The 23,825-nt window shown below is 53.3% G+C and carries 20 protein-coding genes; 13 read left to right on the top strand and 7 right to left on the bottom strand.

Annotated features, from left to right (window positions below):
- Positions 1–32: 32 nt before the first annotated feature.
- Positions 33–1,313, bottom strand: a complete 1,281-nt coding sequence (locus ACJJJA_RS05120) for an efflux RND transporter periplasmic adaptor subunit (protein WP_444888069.1) — start codon at positions 1,311–1,313, stop codon at positions 33–35.
- 396 nt (positions 1,314–1,709) lie between these two features.
- Here ACJJJA_RS05120 and ACJJJA_RS05125 point away from each other — a divergent pair, with 396 nt between their 5' ends.
- Positions 1,710–3,215 carry a SulP family inorganic anion transporter gene (locus ACJJJA_RS05125; protein WP_152451629.1) on the top strand — a complete coding sequence of 502 codons (1,506 nt, stop codon included), beginning with the start codon at positions 1,710–1,712 and terminating at the stop codon, positions 3,213–3,215.
- Positions 3,215–4,117: a universal stress protein gene (locus tag ACJJJA_RS05130; protein WP_444903906.1), complete on the top strand. Its 903-nt coding sequence runs from the start codon at positions 3,215–3,217 to the stop codon at positions 4,115–4,117. The genes ACJJJA_RS05125 and ACJJJA_RS05130 overlap by 1 nt, the downstream gene beginning before the upstream one ends.
- 25 nt (positions 4,118–4,142) lie before the next feature.
- Here the strand turns inward: ACJJJA_RS05130 and ACJJJA_RS05135 are convergent, their stop codons facing one another.
- The gene (locus ACJJJA_RS05135; RefSeq protein WP_444903907.1) at positions 4,143–5,816 is read right to left on the bottom strand and encodes an aminotransferase class V-fold PLP-dependent enzyme; all 1,674 of its coding nucleotides are present in this window, start codon (positions 5,814–5,816) and stop codon (positions 4,143–4,145) included.
- A gap of 186 nt (positions 5,817–6,002) precedes the next feature.
- Here ACJJJA_RS05135 and ACJJJA_RS05140 point away from each other — a divergent pair, with 186 nt between their 5' ends.
- Positions 6,003–6,479, top strand: a complete 477-nt coding sequence (locus ACJJJA_RS05140; protein WP_252084660.1) for an Lrp/AsnC family transcriptional regulator — start codon at positions 6,003–6,005, stop codon at positions 6,477–6,479.
- Positions 6,480–6,483: 4 nt separating this feature from the next.
- Here ACJJJA_RS05140 and ACJJJA_RS05145 read toward each other — a convergent pair whose 3' ends face one another.
- The 3 genes from ACJJJA_RS05145 to ACJJJA_RS05155 all read right to left on the bottom strand — a co-directional run bounded on the left by ACJJJA_RS05145 (position 6,484) and on the right by ACJJJA_RS05155 (position 8,369).
- A complete protein-coding gene (locus ACJJJA_RS05145; protein WP_444903908.1) occupies positions 6,484–7,239 on the bottom strand; it encodes a DUF2238 domain-containing protein in 756 nt (251 codons plus the stop codon).
- 52 nt (positions 7,240–7,291) lie between these two features.
- On the bottom strand, positions 7,292–7,864 hold the full coding sequence (locus ACJJJA_RS05150; RefSeq protein WP_444885957.1) for a tRNA-(ms[2]io[6]A)-hydroxylase: 573 nt from the start codon (positions 7,862–7,864) through the stop codon (positions 7,292–7,294).
- 76 nt (positions 7,865–7,940) lie between these two features.
- Entirely contained in the window at positions 7,941–8,369 is a 429-nt protein-coding gene (locus ACJJJA_RS05155) for an acyl-CoA thioesterase (RefSeq protein ID WP_252084662.1), read from the bottom strand.
- Positions 8,370–8,849: 480 nt separating this feature from the next.
- Here ACJJJA_RS05155 and fabV point away from each other — a divergent pair, with 480 nt between their 5' ends.
- From fabV to ACJJJA_RS05200, 9 genes are all read left to right on the top strand, one after another.
- Positions 8,850–10,028 (top strand): enoyl-ACP reductase FabV, encoded by a 1,179-nt coding sequence (gene fabV, locus ACJJJA_RS05160; RefSeq protein ID WP_444903909.1) that lies wholly within the window; start codon positions 8,850–8,852, stop codon positions 10,026–10,028.
- Positions 10,029–10,213: 185 nt separating this feature from the next.
- The gene (locus ACJJJA_RS05165) at positions 10,214–11,257 is read left to right on the top strand and encodes an NADP(H)-dependent aldo-keto reductase (protein WP_444899021.1); all 1,044 of its coding nucleotides are present in this window, start codon (positions 10,214–10,216) and stop codon (positions 11,255–11,257) included.
- A 73-nt stretch (positions 11,258–11,330) separates the two neighbouring features.
- Entirely contained in the window at positions 11,331–11,564 is a 234-nt protein-coding gene (locus ACJJJA_RS05170) for a DUF2789 family protein (protein ID WP_252084665.1), read from the top strand.
- A 113-nt stretch (positions 11,565–11,677) separates the two neighbouring features.
- The gene (lpxL, locus tag ACJJJA_RS05175; protein ID WP_252084666.1) at positions 11,678–12,643 is read left to right on the top strand and encodes an LpxL/LpxP family Kdo(2)-lipid IV(A) lauroyl/palmitoleoyl acyltransferase; all 966 of its coding nucleotides are present in this window, start codon (positions 11,678–11,680) and stop codon (positions 12,641–12,643) included.
- Positions 12,644–12,735: 92 nt separating this feature from the next.
- Complete coding sequence (gene dapA / locus ACJJJA_RS05180) at positions 12,736–13,611, top strand: 4-hydroxy-tetrahydrodipicolinate synthase (protein WP_252084667.1); 876 nt, start codon at positions 12,736–12,738, stop codon at positions 13,609–13,611.
- A 34-nt stretch (positions 13,612–13,645) separates the two neighbouring features.
- Complete coding sequence (locus ACJJJA_RS05185) at positions 13,646–14,839, top strand: NlpB/DapX family lipoprotein (protein WP_252084668.1); 1,194 nt, start codon at positions 13,646–13,648, stop codon at positions 14,837–14,839.
- 2 nt (positions 14,840–14,841) lie between these two features.
- Positions 14,842–15,615 (top strand): MBL fold metallo-hydrolase, encoded by a 774-nt coding sequence (locus ACJJJA_RS05190; protein ID WP_444903910.1) that lies wholly within the window; start codon positions 14,842–14,844, stop codon positions 15,613–15,615.
- Positions 15,616–15,721: 106 nt separating this feature from the next.
- Positions 15,722–16,546 carry a sulfite exporter TauE/SafE family protein gene (locus ACJJJA_RS05195; protein WP_252084670.1) on the top strand — a complete coding sequence of 275 codons (825 nt, stop codon included), beginning with the start codon at positions 15,722–15,724 and terminating at the stop codon, positions 16,544–16,546.
- A 132-nt stretch (positions 16,547–16,678) separates the two neighbouring features.
- Positions 16,679–17,503, top strand: a complete 825-nt coding sequence (locus tag ACJJJA_RS05200) for a sulfite exporter TauE/SafE family protein (protein WP_444888077.1) — start codon at positions 16,679–16,681, stop codon at positions 17,501–17,503.
- Between the two features lie 137 nt (positions 17,504–17,640).
- On the opposite strand, the gene ACJJJA_RS05205 is transcribed toward ACJJJA_RS05200, so the two are convergent.
- Positions 17,641–19,422, bottom strand: coding sequence for a peptide MFS transporter (locus tag ACJJJA_RS05205; protein WP_252084672.1), 1,782 nt, complete (start codon positions 19,420–19,422; stop codon positions 17,641–17,643).
- 241 nt (positions 19,423–19,663) lie between these two features.
- Here ACJJJA_RS05205 and ACJJJA_RS05210 point away from each other — a divergent pair, with 241 nt between their 5' ends.
- Positions 19,664–20,797 carry a tetratricopeptide repeat protein gene (locus ACJJJA_RS05210; protein ID WP_444903911.1) on the top strand — a complete coding sequence of 378 codons (1,134 nt, stop codon included), beginning with the start codon at positions 19,664–19,666 and terminating at the stop codon, positions 20,795–20,797.
- Between the two features lie 126 nt (positions 20,798–20,923).
- Here the strand turns inward: ACJJJA_RS05210 and ACJJJA_RS05215 are convergent, their stop codons facing one another.
- A complete protein-coding gene (locus tag ACJJJA_RS05215; protein ID WP_444903912.1) occupies positions 20,924–23,635 on the bottom strand; it encodes a TonB-dependent receptor plug domain-containing protein in 2,712 nt (903 codons plus the stop codon).
- Positions 23,636–23,825: the final 190 nt, after the last annotated feature.

A 23,825-nucleotide genomic window follows, 5' to 3' on the forward strand; every position in this document is an offset into this window, starting at 1 on the left:
GTAGCTTGCGCGTGTCGAATGTCTTGTTTGGCCTATTCTTTCAGGGCAACCAGTTGTGCCGTATCCAATCCTTCGGAGGCGGAAATAATGATTTGATCGCCCTCTTGCAGGCCGGAAACAATTTCCACTTGCTTCAATCCCAGCGCGCCGACTTGGATGGCAACGCGCTCTGCTTGTTGTTGATCGTTGAGACGGAATGCAAAGCGGCCGCCACTCTGATCCAGAAAGCCTCCACGTTTTACCAGCAACACATCATTGCGGTTCTCCAGCAGTACGCGAGCGGTGAGACGCAGGTTCTGGCGAAGGTTTTGGGGTTGTCCCTCGCTAAAGCGCACCCGGGCGATGACTTGGCTGTCGATGACTTCAGGGGATATCGCGGTGATTTCGCCGGGCAGTTCACGTCCTCCAAGGTTGATAGCCACGGCCATATTCAGACCCAGGTCGTCGGCGTAGTTTTCTGGCACGGCGGCTTCCAATTCGAAACTGGTGAGATCCACTACAGTGATCAGCGGTGAATTAGCGGGCACTGCACTGCGTTGGGTGACGGCGAGACTGCCGACAGTGCCATTCACTGGAGAGAGGATCTGCAGCTCGCGCACACGGCGCTCCAACTCCTCCACTTGCAGTTGTTGTTGTGATAGCTGCAACTCCAGAGTCTGGGTTTCAAAGGTGAGAGACTCTTTCTCCAGCTCTGCATTTTGTACGGCCTGTTGGTATTCCAGCTGGGCACGGGCCATTTCGTCCTTACTGCGTTCAAAATCGAGCAGGGAGATAATCTGTTTTTCCATCGAGAGTTCGGAGCGCTTTAACTCCCTCTTAGCTGCAGTGAGATCGACTTTGGCCAGGTCGGCTTTTTGCTCGTTCTCCATCTGTTGGCGTTTGGCCTGGATTTTCTGCCGTTGCAGCTGCACACCGAGCTGGTTCAGTTGCGCCTTTTCCTGGGCCAGTTGGTTGGACAGCTCTGGGCTGTCGACGCTGGCGAGGATCTGACCGGCCTTTACGCTATCTCCGGCTTTCACGGAAAACTTCACGATACCTTGAGCGGGGCTAAACAGGGTGGGGCTGTTGGCGGCGACGACTTTGCCTTGAACCACCAGGTCGCGCACTAGATCACCGCGCTCCACTTGGGCGATATTGATCCTTGATAGAGATAGGGTGTTATCCACGGAGCTGGTGCTATGCCAGGCGCTGATACCCCAGGTGAGGAAAGCGGTGGCCAGGCCGAGGCCGAGGGTACTCTTAATTACTTTTGGATTCTTCCACAGCGGCACGGCTTCGATTTTTGTATCTTGCCTGGAAGTGTCTCTGATCATCTCGCTTTCCATTACTCTCTAATTGGGGCTTTTGCTTTTCCAACTTGGATGCAAAAAATTTTCTATTCGGATGCAAATCAAAAAAACTGGTTTTGCCGGGTATTCAGCAAGGGGTGTGCCAACTTTGAAATAATTTCTAACTCCTTGAAAAATATGAATTTTTTGGCTTGTTGGTAGTGCAGGGCTTTTTCGAGGGTGTCCGCAAAAAGTGTCCGCTGTCCGCTTTGTCCGCTAGTGCTAAGAGGCCGGGGAAGATGGATAAAGCTAGGGCTGGGGAGACTGAAGGCGAAGGTCTATCCGCTGAATCTTTGGTCTGTAGTGGGGATTTATGCGGGGGGACTGTGCATGTGGTAGAGTGCGCGGCCTTTTTTTGATCAGTTCAAATTTATTGCGTTTATGTTCCTTCCATCGTTGCTCTCATCGACCAAAGCCGACTGGTTCGGCAATATACGTCGCGACGTTCTCGCAGGCCTGGTAGTGGCCCTGGCTCTTATTCCAGAGGCGATCGCCTTCTCTATTATTGCGGGGGTGGACCCCAGGGTTGGACTCTACGCCTCCTTCTGTATCGCCGTAGTGATCGCCTTTGTGGGCGGCCGGCCGGGCATGATTTCCGCGGCCACGGGGGCCATGGCACTGCTGATGGTGACGCTGGTGAAGGAGCACGGCTTGCAGTATCTGCTGGCGGCGACGCTGCTCACCGGGGTACTGCAGATTATTGCCGGTTACCTCAAGCTGGGCAGCCTGATGAGCTTTGTGTCCCGGGCGGTGGTGACCGGGTTTGTGAACGCCCTGGCCATTCTGATATTTATGGCGCAGATGCCCGAGTTGATCGGTGGCACCTGGGAGGTCTACGCCATGACCGCAGCGGGCCTGGGGATTATCTATCTTTTCCCCTATATTCCGGTGATTGGTAAAGCGGTGCCCTCACCGCTGGTGTGTATCCTACTGCTCACCGCAGTGGCCGTAACTATGGGGCTGGATATTCGTACCGTCGGCGATATGGGTGAACTGCCGGATACTCTGCCGATCTTCCTCTGGCCCGAAGTACCGCTGAATTTTGAAACCCTGCAGATTATCTTCCCTTATTCCGCTGGCCTGGCTGTGGTCGGTCTGCTGGAGTCTCTGATGACGGCAACCATTGTCGACGACCTGACCGATACCAACAGCGATAAAAACCGCGAGTGTAAGGGGCAGGGGATTGCCAATATCGCTGCCGGCTCCCTCGGTGGTATGGCCGGCTGCGCCATGATTGGCCAGTCGGTAATCAACGTGAAGTCTGGCGGTCGCGGTAGACTCTCGACCCTGGTAGCCGGTATTGGCCTATTGACCCTGGTGGTGTTCCTCAGTGACTGGGTGGCTGTGATCCCTATGGCGGCCCTGGTGGCGGTCATGATCATGGTCTCTATCGGCACCTTTGATTGGAGCTCCATTCGCAACCTGAAACACTATCCGCTTTCCACCAATTTGGTCATGCTGGCCACTGTGATTGTGGTAGTGTGGACCCATAACCTAGCTTATGGTGTGTTTGTTGGGGTGTTGCTGGCCGCGCTATTTTTTGCCAACAAAGTCAGCCACTTTATGTATGTAAGCAGTAAACTGGACGAGGCGCAGAGTCGTCGAACCTATAAAGTGATTGGGCAGGTTTTCTTTAATTCCGCCGATAAATTCACCGCATCATTCAACTTCAAAGAAGTCGTGGATACGGTAGTGATCGACCTCAGCCGCGCACATTTCTGGGATATCTCCGCGGTGAACGCTCTAGACAAAGTTGTGCTGAAATTCCGTCGCGAGGGCGCCCAGGTAGAGCTGGTGGGACTTAACCAAGCCAGTGAGACAATCGTCGACCGGTTCGGCGTACATGATAAACCCGAGGAAATTGAACGGGTTCTTGGAGGACATTGATGGCCGTAAGCAACAGCGACAATAACAATAACTCCTTTGGTAGTGGTGCTACACCGCCGTTGATACTCTCCTGTATCGACGGCTCTCATTACACCGGCGCAGTCTGTGATTATTCGGCCTGGCTGGCCGATAGCCTGGGTGCGCCGTTAAAGCTGTTGCATAACATCGAACGCAGTGAGGTCCCTGCGGTAACGGACTTCACCGGTAGCATAGGCCTCGGCAGCCAGGAAGAGTTACTGGAAGAGCTGACCGCGTTGGAGCAACAGCGCGCGCAGTTGCTGGTAAAACAGGGCAAACTGATGTTGCAGGCCGCGCGTACTCGCGTTGAGGCTGCTGGAGTGGAGCAGGTAATGAGCTGCCAGCGCCACGACAGCTTGCCCGAGTCCGTGGTGGAGCTTGAGGATTCGATTCGTGTGCTGGTGCTCGGTATTCGCGGTGAAGAGCACGCGGATTCTGACCAGGGCCTGGGTGCGCAATTGGAGACGGTGGTGCGTGCCCTGCACAAGCCGATTCTGGTGGTTAACCGGGAATTCCAGCCACCTAAGCGCATTATGCTTGCTTACGATGGTAGCGAAGCCGCGCGCAAGGCCCTGTCGCTGGTGGCAGAGAGCCCTCTGTTCCGGCAGATGTCCTGCCATCTGGTCAATGTGGGACCTGCGGATGTGGCGGAGAAGCTGCTGGCACAGGCCAGCGCTGAGCTGGATACTGTGGGGCTGGCGGTTACAGCCAGCCACCTGGAGGGCAGTCCGGTTGAAGCTTTGATTGCCTATCAGTCAGAACACCAGATTGACCTCACAGTGATGGGGGCTTTCAGCCACAATCGCCTGCGTGATCTGCTAATGGGGAGCATCACCGCCAAGATGCTGCTAAAAACCCGGCAACCCCTGCTGCTGTTGCGTTGATCATTGGAGCTCTGGGGTTGCGGCCTCAGAAAGCCAACGCTGCCTCCCTGGGGCTGGTGAACCAGCGCAGTGCTTCGGCATCTGCAGGCAGTGTTAATTCGCAGTAATGCGCCTCCGGCCGAGCTCGGCATAGCTCCTCCTCCGCGATAGCAAGGTAGTCGCTCAGGGTCCTTAGCGGTTGAGGCTCCTCTTCTTCGTTTATTGCCCCTGCGAAAAAATCCATCTCTGCCAAGCTGACAACTGGGCCGAGTTTTTCTTGCTGGAAGCGCCAGACTCCTTGAGCCGTGTCGAAGGCGTAATAGGGCAGCAGCCTCCAGCCGTGCTGTGCGACCAGGGCAACTGCCTCTAGCAAGTATTCAAAGGTGTCTTCGTCGATAAAATAATTGAAATTCAGGCGCACCCAGCCGGGTCGTAGTAGTTTTTGCCCCTTTAGAATCTGTTCTTCCAGAGCGCGGCTGTGCTCCATATCAATGCCGAGCAGTGCGTGCCCATAGGGGCCGGCACAGGAGCAGCCACCGCGGGCCTGGATACCAAACAGATCATTGAGCAGTGCCACAACAAAGCCGTAGTGCAAGTCCTTGCCCTGCCAGAGAATACGCAGTGAAGCGATGGAAAGGCGAGGTGCCTGCAGGTTACCGAGAATTTCGATATTTTCTTCACGGGACCAGCGCTGCAGCGCTCGGTTGATAAACTGCTCTTCACGTCTGGCAATTTCCTCTGTGCCCACCATCCCCTGCAGTTTGAAGACCATGCCGGCGCGAATAGACTCAACAATGGCGGGTGTGCCGCCCTCCTCACAGCGCTCCGGGTCCTCCAGGTAGCGGTGATCTTTCGGGGTGACATAGAGTACTGTGCCTCCGCCGGGAGTCGCCGGTACAGAGTTTTTTAACAGCCGCTGGTGTACCACCAGAATACCGGGGCTGCCCGGCCCGCCGACGAATTTGTGTGGTGAAATAAAGATCGCGTCTTTATTTGCCTTGACCCCATTGTCCCCAACTGCACACATATCGATCTCCACATAGGGCGCGGCAGCCGCATAGTCCCAGAAGGACAGAGCGCCGTAGCGGTGTAGCAGTTGGGTGACGGCCGCTACGTCGGTTTTAATGCCGGTTACATTGGAGGCAGCGGAAAAACTGCCAATCTTCACGGGTCGCTCGGCGTAAGTGTGCAACATGGATTCCAGACCGTTTAGATCCAGCCCGCCTTGGCGATTCAGGGGAATAGAAACCAGTTCGGCGATGCTTTCCCGCCAGGGCAATTCATTGGAATGGTGCTCGTAGGGTCCGATAAAAACCACCGGCCGTTGTTGGGGAGGGATTTGCTCCAGTAGCTGGTGTCGCTTGTCCAGGTCAGCCGGCAAACGCATGTTGAGGATATCGATCAGCTTGTTGATCGCAGCGGTGGCGCCAGAGCCACAAAAAATGACCTTGTGTTCGGGGTTTGCATTGACCGCACGGCGAATTTCTTCCCGCGCTTCCTCGCGCAGCGCACTAATCTGGGCACCGGTAAAGGAACTCTCGCTGTGGGTATTGGCGTAGTAGGGCAGTACCTGCTGACGGATGGCATCTTCGATAAACGTCAATGAACGACCGGAAGCGGTGTAATCGGCATAAACCAAAGGCCTCGGTCCAAAAGGAGTCGGAATTGGTGTGCGATCGCCGATAACAGATTCACGGATGTGCTTGATAAGAGTGGTCATGATTCTCTTCCCTGTTTTATAGGGGCACTCTAGGGCTTTGGGAGTGAAACAATGTGCCTATTTATGTTGTTTTTCAGCTCATTACCGAAGTTCTGTGCCGTAATTTTAAGCTTTTAGATTCATTGTGTTGAATTCTGATGGTTAAGTGAGACGATGGGCCATTTGATGGCCAGAGTGGGGACAGGTATGGCAGCGGTACTTAACCGGCAAGATAAACAAATTCTCGAGTTATTGCAGCGGGATGCGACACTCTCTGTGGGGGATATTGCCGAGCAGGTAGGACTATCAAAATCCGCCTGTTGGCGGCGTATTAACAAGCTGGAGGAGGAGGGCGTGATTGCCGAACGGGTGACACTGCTGAACCCGCAGAAACTCAATCTGCCACTGACCGTATATATTTCCATTCGAACCAATCAGCACAATGATCATTGGGCTGCTCAGTTCGGTGAGTTGGTGCAAGGCATCGCCGAGATATTGGAGGTGCACCGTATGAGTGGGGACCTTGATTACCTGATCAAGGCGGTGGTTACCGATATGCCCGGTTACGACCGCCTTTATAAGGCGCTGATCAAAGCTGACCTATTCGATGTCAGTTCCAGTTTTGTGATGGAGACCATGAAACAGACTACCCGCCTGCCACTGACTTACGCAGGGACAGGCTGAAGGATTAGTGGCTGTGCCGGTTGCGCCACCATTGCAGGAGCTTGGCTTCTCCTCTGGCCCGATCCCCTTCAGGAACCCGCATACTATTGCGTATTTCTTTCCAAGTATTGGAGTTCAGCCACAGGTTTAGGGCCAGTACAATCAACATAGCGACTATGGCGCCTAGGCCCGCCAGCAACATATCCTTCTGCGCATCCCAAATATCCCCCTGTGAACCGAGAAAGGCGATGCCCAATTCCGGGGAAACTGTGCGCGCCGCTTGCCACTCGATAATTTCATAAATGGAGGACAGGGCGAAGGTGACATCTACCGGGAAGAAGTAAGCCCAAAAACCGCGCAAGCCGGCGAGGCGGATCAATATCTCTCGTACCGGGTAGGCCAGTAATAAGCCAAAACTAAAATGCACCAACCGGTCGTACATATTGCGCTCGCTGCCGAGCCACTCTCCCATGGAGAAACCGAATGGTACCTCCGCGTAAGTGTAGTGGGAGCCGATGACATGCAGGCACATAAACAGGGTGATTAGCGTGTAGGAAACCCTGGATAGAGGAAATACCCGGGCGCTGAGCAAAATAACGGGAAGGGCTGCAAAGACCAGATAGTTTTCCAGCAACCAGTCATCCGGATGTAGGGGCTGCCAGGCGGACCAACCCCAAGTAAAGGCGAAAATGCTCAGTAGTACCAAGCGGTACCAGTGTTGGCGAAGGGTGGACATAAATGCGGAAACCTCATTACAGACAAGGTATATCCGCGCCAGCATACACGATTGCTTATCTCCGTGGGTTGTATCGGATTACTGCCTCCATCCCTGACTAGTGCAGAGCCGCACGGTAGGGCAGTGCCGCAGTGATTCGCGCTTCCTCATCCAGTAGATGGCAAAGGCGGTCTTCTACTGTATGGCTAGGAAAGTATTCCAGTGCCAACTCTAAAAAGAGTTCATGGTGGCGGGCTTCGCTCTCAGTGATTACCCGATAAAAAGTTTTCAGCGGCCCCTCTGGTAGTACTTCGGCCACCAGGCCAAAGCGCTCGCAACCGCGCGCCTCAATAATGGCTGCGGTGAGCAAGCGATCCATCAAGTATTCATCAGGGCCGCGGCGGATTAACTGTCGCAGGGCGTGGATGTAGGGATCTTTCTCGTCCGCTGCTTGGTAGATACCTCGCTCGTGCATGATTTTGATGACCTGACGAAAATGGTTCATTTCCTCTAATGCCAGGTTCACCATGGCTTCCACTAACAGAGGTTTATCCGGATAGTGGGAGAACATGGAGACGGCCATGCCAGAGGCCTTCTTTTCGGCGGCGGCGTGATCCTGTAGAAAACGATTGAAATCTTTGAGCACTACCTCTGCCCAGGCCCTCGGAGTTTTAAAGCGTAGTTGCAACATGGTGGATAACGGCAGTGACAAAATGGTCATTATACCGCCATCCACAGGAATAGCTTTCTGGGGATTAAAGAGCGCTTTAACCGGCCAATCGACGCTCGCGAAGCTCCCGCTCACGCCGCGTAGCGATACGCGCCTGCTCAAGGGTCATCCCGGCCTTGGCGTGGGGAGTGGGTTTGCCGTTGGCATCCAGTGCCACGAAAACAATCTGTTCCACCTGCACAATCAGTTGTTGGGTCTGCTTGTTGCGCACTTCGCAGTGCACGGTCAGGGAGGTCTGACCAATACCAACCACTTCAAAGCCGAATTCCACGACATCGCCGCAGCAGGCTGAACTAACAAAGTCAATTTCTGACATCAGCTTGGTGACCAGCATGGGCGTGCCCATTTGACAGCCGGCAAAAATGGCGGCTTCTTCATCAATCCAGGCGAGCAGCTGACCGCCAAACAGGCGCTGTGCGGGATTCAGATCGCAGGGTTTGACGCAGTGACGGGAGTAATATTTCACGCTGACCTTCCTAACTTACTTTGGGTTTAACGCTCGACGGGTAAGTAATTGCGCAGTGGCTATTCGGATTGGATGCTTCCAGTATTCAAACCGATAGCTTTCGCATATGGAGTGTTCTGCACACAGCGTGCCAAGCCTGAGAAAGTCTAGCTGAGCTTTTCAGGTGGAATGCGTGCCATAACAAGAGATTTAAGCCGTATATCCGGCGTGAAATTAATCCTGATGCGCAAAAATAGTGCAAAAAGTCACTTTAGGGGTGTTTGGCCACTTTGGCCGCTATTGGGGAGGTTCTGGACAGTGAGGCTGTTTGAAGGGAAAAGGGGCTATGGGACTCCTAGGCCACAACCATTAGAATGACCTATCAGTGTGACTCAGGCGTCGATGCGCAGGGTTTGCAGCACCGTTTTCCCCGATGCGTGTTCCGCGTATCTGTGATCACATAACCACGATTCCCCAAGTGCATAGGGAGAGACTGTTAGGATGATTATCCAGCCGAAAGTTCGCGGATTCATTTGTACCAATGCCCACCCGCAGGGCTGTGCTGCCAACGTGCGTGAGCAGATTGACTACATCAAGTCGCAGCCAGCGATCGAAAATGGTCCAAAGCGTGTCCTGGTCGTGGGTGCTTCCACCGGTTACGGATTGGCCTCGCGGATAACTGCCGCCTTTGGCAGTGGCGCCGATACCCTGGGGGTGTTTTTCGAGAAACCGCCCACGGAGAAGCGCACAGCCTCTGCTGGTTACTATAACTCCGCAGCTTTTGAGGCCGAGGCGCATAAGGCCGGCCTTTATGCTAAGAGTATCAACGGCGATGCCTTTTCCGACACGGTAAAAGCCCAGGCTGTTGAAATGATTAAAGAGGACTTGGGGCAAGTAGACCTTGTGGTCTACAGTCTCGCCTCACCTCGCCGTACAGATCCCAAGACCGGTGAACTCTACAGCTCCGTATTAAAGCCCATCGGTGAATCCTATACCGCCAAAAACCTGAATACCGACAAACTGGAAATTTCCGATATCACTGTCGACCCCGCCAGCGAGGAAGAGATTGCCAACACCGTGAAGGTGATGGGCGGTGAAGACTGGGAACTATGGATGCAGGCCCTGGGCGAAGCTGGGGTTCTGGCCGATAACTGCAAGACGGTGGCTTACACCTATATCGGTGAAAAGCTCACCTGGCCGATTTATGGCCACGCCACCATCGGCAAGGCCAAGGAAGACCTGGATCGTGCCGCCAAGGCGATTACCGAGAGCGGTAAGGCAAACGCTAATGTTGCGGTGCTCAAGGCTCTGGTTACCCAGTCCAGCTCCGCGATCCCGGTAATGCCGCTCTATATCTCCCTGGTCTACAAGGTGATGAAAGAAGAGGGCACTCACGAGGGCTGTATTGAGCAGTTGTATCGTCTTTACACCGAAGGGCTCTATAGCGATACGCCGCGCCTCGATGAAGAGAACCGCCTGCGCATGGATGATAAAGAGCTGCGCCCGGAGACCCAGGCTAAGATTGAAAACCTGTGGCCTCAGGTAACGGCGGAAAACTTGTTTGAGTTGACTGATTACAGCGGCTATCAGGCGGATTTTCTCAAGCTGTTTGGTTTTGGCACTGAGAGTGTTGACTATGAGGCGGATACCAGTCCATTGGTAGAGGCGGAGTTCCGTTGATTTTTGCGGGGCTCAAGTTGGAGCCCCTACCCACGGGGAGTCGTGTCGCTACTCCCCTTTATTTTGCCTCACCGTTAAGGTCTGCATGGCATTTTCTCTCATTCCCTAATTACTTCTTCACCTCCCTGTTTTCTACCTGCGGCAAGGGGGCATAATTCCCATTTTGTTTTTGCGGGGAGGACTTCATGGAATACCGCCAGCTCGGTACCAGCAATCTCAAAGTGAGCCAGATCTGCCTGGGCACCATGACATTTGGCGAGCAAAATAGCGCCGATGATGCCGCCGAACAGCTAAATTATGCCCTCGAGCAAGGGGTGAATTTTATTGATTGCGCCGAAATGTACCCGGTGCCACCTCGGCCAGAGACCCAGGGGCGGACGGAAGAGTTTATCGGCAGATGGCTCTCGGCCCGCGGTGGGCGCGACAAGGTGATTATCGCCACCAAGGTAGCCGGGCGTGGGGAGGCAAACTCCGGCGTTGGGCATCTGCGCTCGGGCCCGCGGCTGAACCGTGCGCAGATACTGGAGGCCTGTGACCAATCCCTCAAACGGCTGGCTACCGATTATATCGACCTATACCAGGTGCATTGGCCCGAGCGCCTGACCAATTTTTTCGGCCGTCTCGGCTATCAGCACGGAGGGGATGATGGCATCGCTATTGCCGAGACTCTCGATGCCTTGGAGGAGCTGGTCAAGGTGGGTAAGGTGCGACACATTGGCATTTCCAATGAGACCCCTTGGGGGATGCATGAGTATCTTAGGGAGTCGGTGATTTTAGGTAAGCCGCGCATCGCCTCGATCCAAAATCCCTACAACTTATTGAATCGCACTTTTGAGATTGGTTGTGCCGAGATATCCCTGCGCGAGCGATGTGGATTATTGGCTTACTCGCCACTGGCCTTTGGGGTCCTCTCCGGGAAGTATCTGGGAGGGGAAAAGCCCGTCGGCGCACGCTTGACACTATATGATCGCTTCCAGCGCTATACGGGGGGGCGCACTGGTGCAGCTACCGAGGCCTATGTGAAATTGGCGCGCCAATTTGATCTAAACCCCGCACAGATGGCCCTGGCCTTCGTCAATCAGCAGCCGTTTGTGACCTCTAATATTATCGGCGCCACAACCATGGAGCAGTTGCGCCAAAATATTGCCAGCCTTGATTTGAAGCTCGATGAGGAAGTGCTGGCCGCAATTGAGGCAATCCACAGCGAAAACCCTAACCCGGCACCTTAGTGCGCGGGTGGAGATATCTATAATTGGGAGAGAAAATTGCGTAACCGGTAAGGGAAAACTTTAGGGAGCTTTTATGGAGACCACCGGGCATCACACTCTCAATGATTTGTTCGCCCAGCTGGGGCTGGCTTCAGAGGATGCGGAAATACACGAGTTTCTGATCACTCATTACCTGCATCGGCATGAGAAATTGTCCGCAGCGTCTTTCTGGACCGAGGGGCAGCGACAATTTCTCGAGAGTGCCATAGAAGAAGATTCTGACTGGTGCGTCGCAGTCGATGAACTGGACTCACTGCTGCGTCATTAATCCGCCGTGTCACTGGCCAGTTGTCCACCCCTGCGCCGTATCCCATAGGTTATACTACGCCGAATTCAACCGATTAAGCCGGGGGAACTCCCCCGGCCGCGTAGCGATACCCGATGGAAAAACCTCGTTTTCGAGCGGCCCTGCTGCACCCCCGATACTGGCCGACCTGGTTGTTGTTCGGTCTTTGGTTCCTGGTGGCTCAACTGCCCTATCGCTGGCAGCTGGCAATGGGACGCAGTTTTGGCCGAGCAATGCTCAGAATGGCCAAGAGCCGCCGCACCATAGCCGAGCGCAACCTGGCCCTGTGTTTTCCCGAGCTCGGTGATACCGAGCGGGCAAATTTACTTATCCGCAATTTTGAATCCAGTGGTATCGCATTAATGGAAACCGGTATGGCCTGGTTTCGCTCAGCGCGCTGGTTGCGAAAGCGATGTACTTTCGAGGGCCTTGAGCAGTTACAGCAAATCCAGTCTCAGGGGCAGGGTGTGTTGTTGATGGCCATGCACTTCACCACTCTGGAGATGGGGGCGGCCCTGATGGGTATGAGTATTACCCTGGATGGCATGTACCGGCCCCATAAAAATCCGGTTTATGACTATATGCAACGCAAAGGACGCGAGCGCCATACAGGTGGTGGCAGCGTTTATCAGCGTAAGGATGTGCGTGGAGTATTGCGCGCCCTGCAACATGGTCGGGCGGTCTGGTATGCTCCGGATCAGGATTATGGGATTAAGCAGGGTGTTTTTGCGCCTTTGTTTGGTGTGCCTGCAGCGACCGTCACAGGGACTTCGCGATTTGCCCGTGTGGGGCGCGCTAGGGTTGTGCCTTACGTGCTTACCCGCCTGGATGACAATTCCGGTTATCGCCTCAAAGTGTACGATCCCATCGATGAAATTCCTTCCGGTGATGAACTACAGGACGCGATTCTGGTCAACCGCTTCATCGAAGCGCGTATCCGCGAGGCGCCAGAGCAGTATATGTGGGTTCACCGCCGCTTTAAGACCCGTCCAGAGGGCGCAACCAATGTCTATGAAGGTGTGCGCAAGAAGAAAAAGAAGCGCAGGAAGGTAGCGAGCTAGTGGCACTGGCATAGATTCTGCGCCCTAAGTAACATACCAGTTCGACTTTGGCGGTGCTATTCCAGGCCGAGCGCAATAAATAAGGAGAGAGGATGTTTACCGGCAGTATGGTGGCCCTGGTCACCCCAATGTTTGCAGACGGAAGCTTGGACTGGGACAGTTTGCGTAACCTAGTTGACTGGCATATTGAACAGGGCACACGTGCACTAGTGGCCGTGGGGACCACAGGAGAGTCCGCAACCCTCGACGTTAATGAGCATGTTGAGATTATCCGTCGGGTTGTGGATCAGGTCGCGGGGCGTATTCCGGTAATTGCCGGTACTGGCGCTAACTCTACCGCCGAGGCGATCGATCTAACTGAAGGTGCCGCCCGCTGTGGTGCCGATGCCTGTCTATTGGTGACGCCCTATTACAACAAGCCGAGCCAAGAAGGCCTATATCAACATCACCGCGCTATCGCCAAGGCTGTGCCGATTCCACAGATTCTATACAACGTGCCCGGCCGCACTGCCGTCGATATGTTGCCTGAGACAGTTCAGCGCCTGGCATCTATTGGTAATATCGTTGGGATTAAAGAGGCCACCGGTGATCTGGAGCGCGCTAAAGTTTTATTGGATACCTTGCCAGAGGGCTTTGCACTCTACTCCGGTGATGATAGTACTGCCATGGAACTGATGTTGATGGGCGGCCAAGGTAATATCAGTGTCACTGCCAATGTGGCCCCAGCGGCAGTGGCTCAGATGTGTGAGGCCGCGCTGGCTGGAGACGCCGTGACTGCACGGGCAATAGACCAGCGTATTCAAATATTGCACAAAGTTTTGTTTTTGGAGTCCAACCCGATACCGGTGAAGTGGGCTTTGCGGGAGATGGGGCGTATTGATGGTGGCATCCGCCTGCCGCTGACCAGTCTCTCGCCCGAGCATCATGCTACAGTGCGCGAGGCTCTTCGCAGTGCCGGCGTACTATAAACCTGCGAATCGTGAATTAACCAGGAAAGCTTTAATGAACAAATTGACCGTTGGAGTCGCGCTTTGTATTTCTAGTCTCAGCCTGGCGGGTTGTGGTGTGTTCGGCAACGATGGCTATTTTCGCGATCGCAGTAACGATTACCAGCAGGCGGACAGCCTGGCGCCGCTGCAGATTCCAGAGGGTATCAACGCCAAACACCAGGAAGAACTCTACGAGATTCCTCAGATCGCCGGAAATGGCTTAGAGGATGGGGACTTTGAAGTGCCGCGTCCACAGGCACTATCGGTCAATGCAGGGCTGGAGCGGGTAAAAATTCAGAAGCTGGGCAACAGCCGCTGGGTATTGATTTCCCAACCCCCCGAAGAGGTTTGGCCCCAGCTGCACTATTTTCTGCGCACTTCCGGGCTGACCGTGGAGATGTCTGATGCCAGTGCCGGTATTATGGAAACCGCCTGGATGACATTTAACGAGAGCCCCGATACCAAGGATAAATATCGTCTGCAGATAGAGACTGGTGTTCAGCCGGACACCACGGAGGTCCACGTGCGCCACCTATCTGTTGCGGTGGATGCTCCTGTGGGGGGAACGGTCAACTGGCCGCAACTCTCAAGCAGCCCGGAGCGCGAGGGTTGGATGATCGATGAGATGTCCACTGCCCTGGCCACAGATGCCTCCGGTGCTTCGGCCTCTCTGGTGGCCCAGGCCATAGGTGGTAGCTCTGTAAAGGTGCAGCTGCGTGAACCCGTAGGTCACGAACCCTATATTTCTATGGGGCTCGAGATGGAACGTGCTTGGGCTACCGTTGCCCACGCTGTGAATGCCGGCGCTTATCGCTTGCATCGCGAGGATTCCGATATCGGTCTTTTCTACGTTACCTACGATGAAGAGCGCGAGTTGGCGGAGAGTGAAGAGGATGATGGTGGTTGGTTCTCCTGGGGTAAGAAGTCCAAGCAGGACGATGAGCTGGCCGAAAATGCCGACCAGATAACCCTGCAGCAGATCCTTGCCGGTATCGATACCTCTGAGGGTAGTGAGCCTGCGCTGTTCAAGGAAATCAAAGGCTTGGGTGTCGGCTCAATTCCTGAGGGCGGCTTCCCCGGCTACTTAATTGTGATTCGGGGTGGTGACGATGAGATCGAAGTGCGTATCCGCGATACCCGTGGTCAGCCTCTCTCGCGCAACAAGGCCTCCCAGCTACTGCTCTCTATTCAGCAGAACCTGATTTAATAATGGGTTTGCGCTTCGCCTCACTGGGAAGCGGCAGTAAAGGAAACGGTACATTGGTCGCCAGTGGCGACCAATGTCTGTTAGTGGACTGCGGCTTTACCATCAAGGAAACCGAGCGACGTATGTCTCGGCTCGGTATGTCTCCGGCTGACCTCGCTGCGATACTGGTAACCCACGAGCACAGCGACCATCTCTCCGGTGTCGCCCCGCTTGCGCGCAAGTATGGCCTGCCGATTTACCTGACTCCCGGGACTCTTCGCGCCCGTGATATCGGCAAGTTACCACAGGTGCACTTGATCGAAGGGCATCAGCCTTTCCTGATTGGGGATATTCAGGTGACACCTGTCGCCGTGCCGCACGATGCCAGAGAAGCTGCACAGTATGTATTCCGCAGCCGAGGGAGTAGTTTGGGCTTATTGACCGACCTGGGCACAGTAACTCCCCATGTGGAATCCCATTTTGCCGATTGCGATGCACTGGTTCTGGAAGCCAACCACGATCCACAGATGCTGGCCCAGGGGCCCTATCCCCCCTCTCTGAAACGGCGTGTAGGTGGTGCCTATGGGCACCTGAGTAACCAGCAGGCTGCGGGATTTTTACAGCGTGTGGGTTATGAACAGCTGCAGCATCTGGTGGTCGCCCATATCAGCGAAAAAAACAATACTCTCGAACTTGCTCGTTCAGCTCTGGCAGAAATGGTGGAGAGTGTCGAGAACTGCATTTTCGCCTGTCAGCAGGAAGGGTTTGACTGGCTCACCGTTGAAGCCCGTGAGTAATCGGCACTCGGGTGCCACCTAAATTTCCTCTCAAAAAATAGTGATAACTCACAGGCCCAAGGGCGCTGCGGTCAGTGCTAGCGGTTGTTTAAAGGATAGTGACTGGATGGAAACCTTACTTATTTACTTGTTAGTGGGGGCTGCGGCAGGGACTATTGCCGGCCTCTTTGGGGTGGGCGGTGGTTTAATTATCGTGCCGGCCCTAGTGCTGGTTTTTACTGCCATGGGTATCTCCCCGGACATACTTACTCATATGGCGGTGGGGACATCTCTCGCAACCATCATCATTACTTCTATCAGCTCAGTGCGCGCACATAATAAAAAAGGTGCGGTGGACTGGCGCTTGTTTGGAATGATGACTCCGGGGATTCTTATTGGCTCCTGGCTTGGCGGAATGACAGCAGATTGGTTGTCTGGGGCCTGGTTACAGCTGTTAATTGGCGTCTTTGCTATCGTTATCGCCATTCGCATGTGGCTGAGTGGCTTGCGGCACAGTGGGGCGGAGGAGGGTGCCGGTATTTTACCGGCAGCCCCCATATTAGCTGGCGCAGGTGCAGTGATTGGTTGGGTTTCGGCAATCTTTGGCATTGGTGGTGGTTCGCTCACCGTGCCATTTCTGTCCCGTTGCAAGGTGCGGATGCAGAGAGCCGTTGCTACATCCGCAGCTTGCGGTTTGCCCATCGCCATTGCGGGAGCTCTCAGCTTTGCGGTGCAGGGTTGGGGGAACACTCTACTGCCAGGCTGGAGCAGTGGATTTATCTACTGGCCTGCCTTTTTGGGGATTGTTGCGACCAGTACGATCTTTGCTCGCTTCGGCGCTAATCTGGCCCACCGCCTACCGGCAAAGTGGTTGAAGCATGGATTTGCAGTGTTGCTTTGCGTTATTGGTGGACGTTTCATTTGGCTGAATAGTGGCTTACTGGCTCTGTGAAGTAAGGTTGCTCAGGTCATATTGATCTGAGCTTTTGGCAAAGCGCAGTTATGGGGTGGGTGCTTTGTACTCTCCCTGTTGCCCGTAACCCATCCTAGTCACACAGGGTGACTAAACTGAAGCAACATGGAAATGTTGCTTGTTTATTTATTACTCGGTGCTGTTGCAGGTACCGCGGCAGGCCTCTTGGGGATTGGTGGGGGGCTGATCATTGTTCCTGCTCTGGTGCTGATCTTTTCCGCGACGGGTATTTCTCCCGAAGTGCTGACCCATATGGCTGTGGGTACTTCTCTAGCAACCATTGTTATTACTTCAATAAGCTCGGTATGGGCTCACAATGCTAAGGGCGCGGTCGACTGGCATCTATTTTGGGTTATGACCCCTGGGATACTTGTGGGATCTTGGTTGGGCGGCGTGACTGCGGACCTATTGCCTGGAGCCTGGCTACAACTCCTGATCGGTGTCTTCGCCATAATTATGGCTGTGCGTATGGGCGTGAGTGGCTTGCGTACAGCTTCCCAGAAGGAGAGTGATGACCGCTTACCTGGCTCACTCCCGCTGATTTGTTCGGGGGGGGTAATTGGTTGGCTCGCGGCCATTTTTGGTATTGGCGGGGGGGCGCTGATTGTCCCCTATCTGTCGCACTTTGCTGTCAAAATGCAGCGGGCAGTGGGTACCTCAGCGGCTTTTGGTTTGCCTATTGCCATCTCTGGTTCGCTGAGCTTTGTTGTTCAGGGGTGGGGTAATAAGTTATTGCCGGACTGGAGCAGTGGTTACATCTATTGGCCGGCTTTTTTAGGGATTGTTCTTACCAGCGTGCTCTTTGCCAAGCTTGGGGCTAACCTGGCGCATAAGATATCTGCCAAGCGATTGAAACTTTGCTTTGCCTTATTGCTCTGCATTATCGGTATTCGATTTATTTGGCAGAACTTCAATTTATTAATTGGGCTGAGCTAAAGCTACTGACTGCGTATTGATTGCCTGGCTCGGCGCCAATTAGGTTCGCCAAGCTTTATTTATCCCAGAGAGGAGGGAGGCCAAAAATAAAAAGGCCGCTGTAAAACAGCGGCCTTTTGGTGCTATGGTGGTTCTTCTTAGCGGATACCACACATGCCTTTTTTCAGCAGCGGTGAGATAACAATCATCAATGCACCGACACCCAGGCCCCACCACATCAGATACTCATACAGGTTGGTATAAGTCGCCAGAGTGGAGGCGAGATCAGTTGCTCCATCCTGGGGAACAGCTGCCATCTTACCGATACGGGTTGCAACGGTTTCTGACAGGGCTGTTGCCAGGAACCAAGTGCCCATACTCACACTGACCACTTTGCCAATGGACAGCTTGGTCACGGCGGACAGACCAACAGGGGAGAGGCACAGCTCACCAGAGGTGTGCAACAGGTAGGCGAGCACCAGCCAGATCATTGCTACTTTACCGGCCTCTGTGGGGTATGCAGCACCTAGCACCAAGGCGCCGAAGCCCAAGCCAGCTTGGATAATGCCCAAACCGAATTTCACCGGTGTACTTGGTTCCCATCCGCGCTTGCCCAGCCAAACCCACAGGGTTGCGAAGGGAATGGCCAGCAGCATGATAAAGCCTGCGTTGAGTGAGCCAAACATGGAGGCGCGTACTTCACCGTCGCCGATGGAGCGGTCCAGTACACGGTCTGCATACAGGGTCATAGAACCTGCGGACTGTTCGAACAATGCCCAGAAGACGATAGTAGAAGTAATAAGGACCATCAGTACAACGGTGCGTGAGAACTCCTCACTATAGTGGCGGACAAAGCCGTAACCAATAAAGGCTACCAGAGCCAGCAACATGCCGCCCAACCACAGGTCGTCGCCATTGAAGGCCCAAATCAGGCCAAGGCCGGCAGAGAGAGCTGCCATACCAATGGCGACAACATCTTTACTCTTATTGTCTTTGTACAGCATGGAGAACAGGATTAGGCCGACGATTGCGACGATCAAGAGGCTGTTCTGAGCCAGGTGCACCATGGGCTCACTCTGTACCAGGTACCAAACCAAACCAAGAGACAGGATGGCGCCGAGGTAAACAGCCCACTCTTTATTGATCGGACCAAGCGCCTTTTCTTTCAGTACTTCCGGACGGCTCGGTTCTGCCAGGCCGTCAAGGTATTTTTGGCCCCAAACAAAGGTGATCAGGCCGAAGACCATACCGATACCGGCAAGACCAAATCCATAGCCCCAACCGTAAGTTTCTCCCAGCCAACCGCACAGCAGGGTAGCAATAAAGGAACCTACGTTGATGCCCATATAAAAGATGGTAAAGCCGGCATCGCGGCGGGAATCATTTTTCGGATAGAGTTGGCCGACAATGGTGGAAATATTGGGCTTCAAGAAGCCGACTCCCACGGTGATCAGTGCCAGGGCCATAAAGAAGACTTTGAGGGCCACCACATCCTGAATAATTACGTTTTCAGTCAGGGTGGTCCCTGCCGCAATCACGCTGCCATCATTCAAAGTAATGGCTTCTGAAAGAACTGTACCTGCCGCATAGGAGATAGCCTGATGGCCTTCCACAGCCATTAACAAGTGGCCTAGACACAGCAGCACACCGCCAAATAGTACGGCCTTGCGCATACCCAGGTAGCGGTCGGCCAGCAGACCACCGATCAGGGGCAGGGCGTATACCAGGCCGGCATAGGCGCCGAGTACGTCGTAACCCGCGCTATCGGTAAAAAGGTGATACTTGGTGAGGTAGAGTAGGAGTAAGTACTTCATCCCATAGAAGGAGAATCGCTCCCAAAGCTCTGTAGCAAAACAGATATAGAGCCCTTTCGGGTGGCCGAGCAATTCGCCCGAGCTCGGAGAGGCCGCCGTTGTGACGTCCGCGACATTAGAAGACATAGAAGTTCCTCTGTCTGTAATAGTTATTGGGGAACCTCCGCTAGCCACTCTCCCGGAATAAGGGGCGGGATTGATTGGGCTGCTTCCAGAGCTTCCAGTACAGCCGACAGAGTTTACCAGCTGTCTAAATTGCAGGCGAACCGTTGTGGAACAATTTAGAGAAATGGTAATCAGGTGCTTCCATCGCAGCGTGATAAGTGGTAAATCCTGCGTAACATGGAATTTTAAGGGGAAAATAACAATGAAAACCCTATTGCTGCTAAGTCTGCTCCTGTTCTTGAGTGCATGTGCGAGGCTACCGTCTGGTCATATTCAGCCAATTGACTTGGAAAATGCCTTGAGCGGTGAGGCTTTGCTGGGCAGAGCGGTCTCCATGGAGGAGTTGCCGCAAGAAGATCTTCTGGGGTTAGACTCAGATATACGCGCTTATTTGAAAGAGTTAGCTCCAAATGCCAGCCCGCAAAGTCGTTTGGCAGCCCTGATACGGGCCTTTGAGCTGCGCGACTTCACTGTGGAGTATGATGAAAGCGCTACCTTAACAGCCATGGAAACCTATCGGCTGGCACGGGGTAACTGCTTAGCCTTCACTCTGATGATGGTGGCGATGGCAAGGGAATTAGGGGCTGAGGCTTCCTTCAATCAGGTAGAAGTGCCTCCCGTCTGGAGCCACGATGAGGCTGAGACCTTCGTCGTTTACAGACATGTGAATATGGTATCGGAAGGCTCGCGCGGTCGCCGTGTAGTCGATTTCAACCTTGCCGCTTATGACCCCGCTTACGATCAGCACATCCTGGATGATACGACGGCTTTTGCTCTCTTCTACAGTAATCGCGGAGTTGAGTTGATGCGTGAAGGGGAGAGAGGGCAAGCCTTTTTATATCTGCGCAAGGCTCTGGAGCTGCGTCCACAAAGGAGTGATTTATGGGCCAACTTGGGAGCCATGTACAGCCACTTCGGTTTTCTAACCGAGGCGCAGCAAAGTTACCAGCAAGCCTTACATTTAAAAAGCAGCAACCTCGTTGCAATCAGCAATCTGGAGCGTCTCTACCGATACAACGGCCAGCAAGCACTTGCCGATGAATACGCCAAGCGTGCCCGCTACCACCGGGGACGTAATCCCTATTATCTCTTCTACCAGGCACGGGAGGCCTATGAGCAGGGGGACTTCAAGCGGGCCGAACGCCGCTTGCGCAGAGCTGTATCGCATTATGAGGGTGATCATCGCTTCCACTTTCTGCTCGGGTTGGCCAGATATCAGCTTGGGGAAATGGCGGCATCAAGGGAGAGCTTTGAAGAGGCCTTCTCGTTGGTGACTAGTCCCTCAACAGTCAACGCCTATCAGCGAAAATTGCATCTGATAATGCAGAGTGAGTGAGGGTTTTTGTTACTTGTAATTAAGTGTTAAGTACAAGGGCGTACTAAAATTCAATGCTAAATTGCTAAATAAAGAAAGGGGCCAGATTGGCCCCTTTCTTATTTATTGACTTGCGAGATTCGCTAATTAGAACTGGTAAGTAACACCAGCCCAGGCATAGCGGCCCTGATAGTCGTAAGTGGCGTTCCAGTTGCTACCAGAAGTAGTGGCTGGCTCACGGTCAGTTACGTTATCAATACCGGCAGTCAAACGCATAGCCTCGTTCACATCCCAGCCGGCCTTCAGGTTCAGGTAGGTGTGGGAAGGCATGTCCAGGTAAGGGCTGTGGCCGTCGCCAATATACTGAACGTCAGCACCGAAGTCCCAGTTATCGGCATACCAGGTTGCACTGGCCAAGCCGCGCCATTTGGTATAAGCGTCACCAGTAGTGCCTATGTAGTCCACTCTATCAGTAGTTTGGTCAGTTTGGGCATTGTACTCATCATACTCAAGCAGGTGAGTCGCTTGAGCACGAAGGGCCAGCTTGCCAGTGTCATAGTGGAAATTCTGGACTACATCGATATCAATACCGCTGGTTTTGATCTCACCAATATTCTGCAGTGAGCCTTCCAGATGCACAATTTGGCCGGTGCTATCGCGTCTTACTAACTCCTCGTTACACGCTGTGGCTATACCTGAGCGATAACAATCGTCAAGCAGCTGCTGGAGATCTGTGGAGGTAATTGCATCTTTGATCTCTACATTGAAGTAATCCAGAGTAATGGACAAGTCTTCAGTAAAGGCCGGTGTCCAGACAATACCTGCTGTAAAGCTGGTAGATTCTTCCGGCTGTAGGTCCTGATTACCGCCAATATTGGTAGCGATCTGGTTACCTGCCTGAAGGAAGCTGGAGCTGAGATCGCCACAGTAATCTCCTTGTCCCTTAGTGTTGCTTTCACTGGTGTCACAGGGGTCAATTAGAGTTTCGTAGCTTTGTGCAGTGCCACTATAGAGTTCATAGATGCCCGGCGCACGGAAGGCCGTGGACAAGCTGGAACGGAAGCGCAAGTTTTCAGTTGGTGCGTAAACTGCGCCTAACTTGTAAGTTGCTTGACCACCAAAGGTATCGTAGTCAGAGTAACGTATGGCTGCATCAACAGACAGCTCATCTGCAAACTTGGCACCTGACAAGATCGGCAGGTTGAATTCGGCAAATACCTCAGTTACAGCGAAATCGCCAGAAGTAGCATCTTGCTGATTACTGAATGTTGCTCCACTCTGGGTTTCAGCACTTGGATTGAACTCACCAGATTCTTTACGGTATTCAATGCCACTAGCAAAACCTAAAGCACCACCTTGAAATTGAATTGCTTCAATGTCACCAGTTAAGCTGGCACCAAAATTGAGCATTTCATATTCATTATCTTCACGGTCGGTGTAGCTGATGTAATCGATGACTTCATCACTCATTCCACCGAGAAGCTGAATATTTTCTTCAGCAATACCGCTCGTGCCATCAAGAATCTGCTGCATCAGCGTTTTATTGATGGAGTTACCAACAGTATTCTCCCCTTCGTTCTTGCCGTAGCTCACGAAAGTATCCCAGCCCCAGCCATTAGCTAGGTCACCGCGGAGGCCGCCAAGAATACGATAGGTTTCTGTCTGCTGTTCAGAGTCTCGGGTGCCACCTGCAACCGGACGCAAGCGAACATCGGTCAGTCCTGCTTGCCAAGAGTCACCATGAGATGCCTCCGGTTCACTAGGCTCCAGATCTTTCGGGCTGCCCTGAGACTTCCACTCAGCAAGCGCAGCGTTATAGGCAGCCAATTCAATTTGATAGGCGTCCTCAGCTTCCTGCCAAGCATCAGCAAGTTGGGCCTGAACTTCGGCAGGTAAGTTATCAGAAGTTATTTTTAGCCCATTGCTACTGTACATGGGCTGGGCTGCCAGCTGCTGATTGGTAGTCTTGCTGGTATAGGAACCCTCACCATAAAATTCAATTGCATCTGTAATGGAAAAGGTACCGCTACCGGTAAAACTGGTGCGTTCCATGGCTCCGGACAGCCACATGTACTGTCCGATATCATAGTAGGAGAAGGCCCCTAATGTCTTCCCATCACTATCTACACCAAATTTACCATAGTCGGTATAGATGTTGCCGGTTGGTGACATGGAGCTTTCTAATCCAGCCCAGTCACGGTCTTTAAATGTGATTTCATCGCGTTTGCTATGGGTGATGTTACCGATAAATTGCCCGCGATCGAATTCTTTACCGAAGGTAATAGACAGCTCACCATTCTCACCGCCGCCGGCTTCAGTGGCACCTGCACGGGCGTTAATGCGAACACCGTCGAAAGAATCTTTTAGAACAACGTTGATTACACCGGCAACCGCATCAGAGCCGTATACAGCGGAGGCCCCGTCGGTAAGAACTTCGATGCGGTCGATCATATCAACCGGGATATTGTTCATATCTACGGCAGAAGCGACACCAGAGCTAGAAGATACGAAGCGGCGACCATTAACCAGCACTAGGGTACGGGCAGAACCCAGGTTACGCAGGTCCACAAATGACAGACCAGCACCACCGTTGTTGTCGTTGGCATTGATACCTGTTGTTCCCATGGATGGTAGCTGGTTGAGCAACTCATCAATGGTGCCTACACCAGAACGCTGGATAGCTTCAGAGTCAACCAGGGTAATGGGGCCGGTAGTGGAGAGTGGGTCACGAGCAATGCGGGAACCAGTAACAACTACTTCCTCAACCTCTGGTCCGGGGATGGATTCCTGGGCGAAAACGCCAGAGCTGGCGATGGTGCCCAGTGCTGCAATGGCAACGCTCAGTTTGGTCTTGATCATAGTGGAACCTTTTTATACTTAAGGTGCTTTGTGGCTATATATTTTATACGGGATAACCTGTCAAAGCTGACTTTAAATGAAATGGCTTCAATATGGAACTATTATGACAATTTAGTAGACAACTAGCTGATACTAAGAGGTAAGGAGCAAGCTATGTTTAGAGAGATAAATTTATTTATTTAGTTTATTT

The organism is Microbulbifer mixtoriginis (SeqCode), assembly GCF_052466865.1.

Excerpts from the sequence above, each read along its gene's own strand:
- ACJJJA_RS05120 (WP_444888069.1), bottom strand. The coding sequence starts at position 1,313 with ATGATCAGAGACACTTCCAGGCAAGATACAAAAATCGAAGCCGTGCCG.
- ACJJJA_RS05125 (WP_152451629.1), top strand. The coding sequence starts at position 1,710 with ATGTTCCTTCCATCGTTGCTCTCATCGACCAAAGCCGACTGGTTCGGC.
- ACJJJA_RS05130 (WP_444903906.1), top strand. The coding sequence starts at position 3,215 with ATGGCCGTAAGCAACAGCGACAATAACAATAACTCCTTTGGTAGTGGT.
- ACJJJA_RS05135 (WP_444903907.1), bottom strand. The coding sequence starts at position 5,816 with ATGACCACTCTTATCAAGCACATCCGTGAATCTGTTATCGGCGATCGC.
- ACJJJA_RS05140 (WP_252084660.1), top strand. The coding sequence starts at position 6,003 with ATGGCAGCGGTACTTAACCGGCAAGATAAACAAATTCTCGAGTTATTG.
- ACJJJA_RS05145 (WP_444903908.1), bottom strand. The coding sequence starts at position 7,239 with ATGCTGGCGCGGATATACCTTGTCTGTAATGAGGTTTCCGCATTTATG.
- ACJJJA_RS05150 (WP_444885957.1), bottom strand. The coding sequence starts at position 7,864 with ATGTTGCAACTACGCTTTAAAACTCCGAGGGCCTGGGCAGAGGTAGTG.
- fabV (WP_444903909.1), top strand. The coding sequence starts at position 8,850 with ATGATTATCCAGCCGAAAGTTCGCGGATTCATTTGTACCAATGCCCAC.
- ACJJJA_RS05165 (WP_444899021.1), top strand. The coding sequence starts at position 10,214 with ATGGAATACCGCCAGCTCGGTACCAGCAATCTCAAAGTGAGCCAGATC.
- ACJJJA_RS05170 (WP_252084665.1), top strand. The coding sequence starts at position 11,331 with ATGGAGACCACCGGGCATCACACTCTCAATGATTTGTTCGCCCAGCTG.
- lpxL (WP_252084666.1), top strand. The coding sequence starts at position 11,678 with ATGGAAAAACCTCGTTTTCGAGCGGCCCTGCTGCACCCCCGATACTGG.
- dapA (WP_252084667.1), top strand. The coding sequence starts at position 12,736 with ATGTTTACCGGCAGTATGGTGGCCCTGGTCACCCCAATGTTTGCAGAC.
- ACJJJA_RS05185 (WP_252084668.1), top strand. The coding sequence starts at position 13,646 with ATGAACAAATTGACCGTTGGAGTCGCGCTTTGTATTTCTAGTCTCAGC.
- ACJJJA_RS05190 (WP_444903910.1), top strand. The coding sequence starts at position 14,842 with ATGGGTTTGCGCTTCGCCTCACTGGGAAGCGGCAGTAAAGGAAACGGT.
- ACJJJA_RS05195 (WP_252084670.1), top strand. The coding sequence starts at position 15,722 with ATGGAAACCTTACTTATTTACTTGTTAGTGGGGGCTGCGGCAGGGACT.
- ACJJJA_RS05200 (WP_444888077.1), top strand. The coding sequence starts at position 16,679 with ATGTTGCTTGTTTATTTATTACTCGGTGCTGTTGCAGGTACCGCGGCA.
- ACJJJA_RS05205 (WP_252084672.1), bottom strand. The coding sequence starts at position 19,422 with ATGTCTTCTAATGTCGCGGACGTCACAACGGCGGCCTCTCCGAGCTCG.
- ACJJJA_RS05210 (WP_444903911.1), top strand. The coding sequence starts at position 19,664 with ATGAAAACCCTATTGCTGCTAAGTCTGCTCCTGTTCTTGAGTGCATGT.
- ACJJJA_RS05215 (WP_444903912.1), bottom strand. The coding sequence starts at position 23,635 with ATGATCAAGACCAAACTGAGCGTTGCCATTGCAGCACTGGGCACCATC.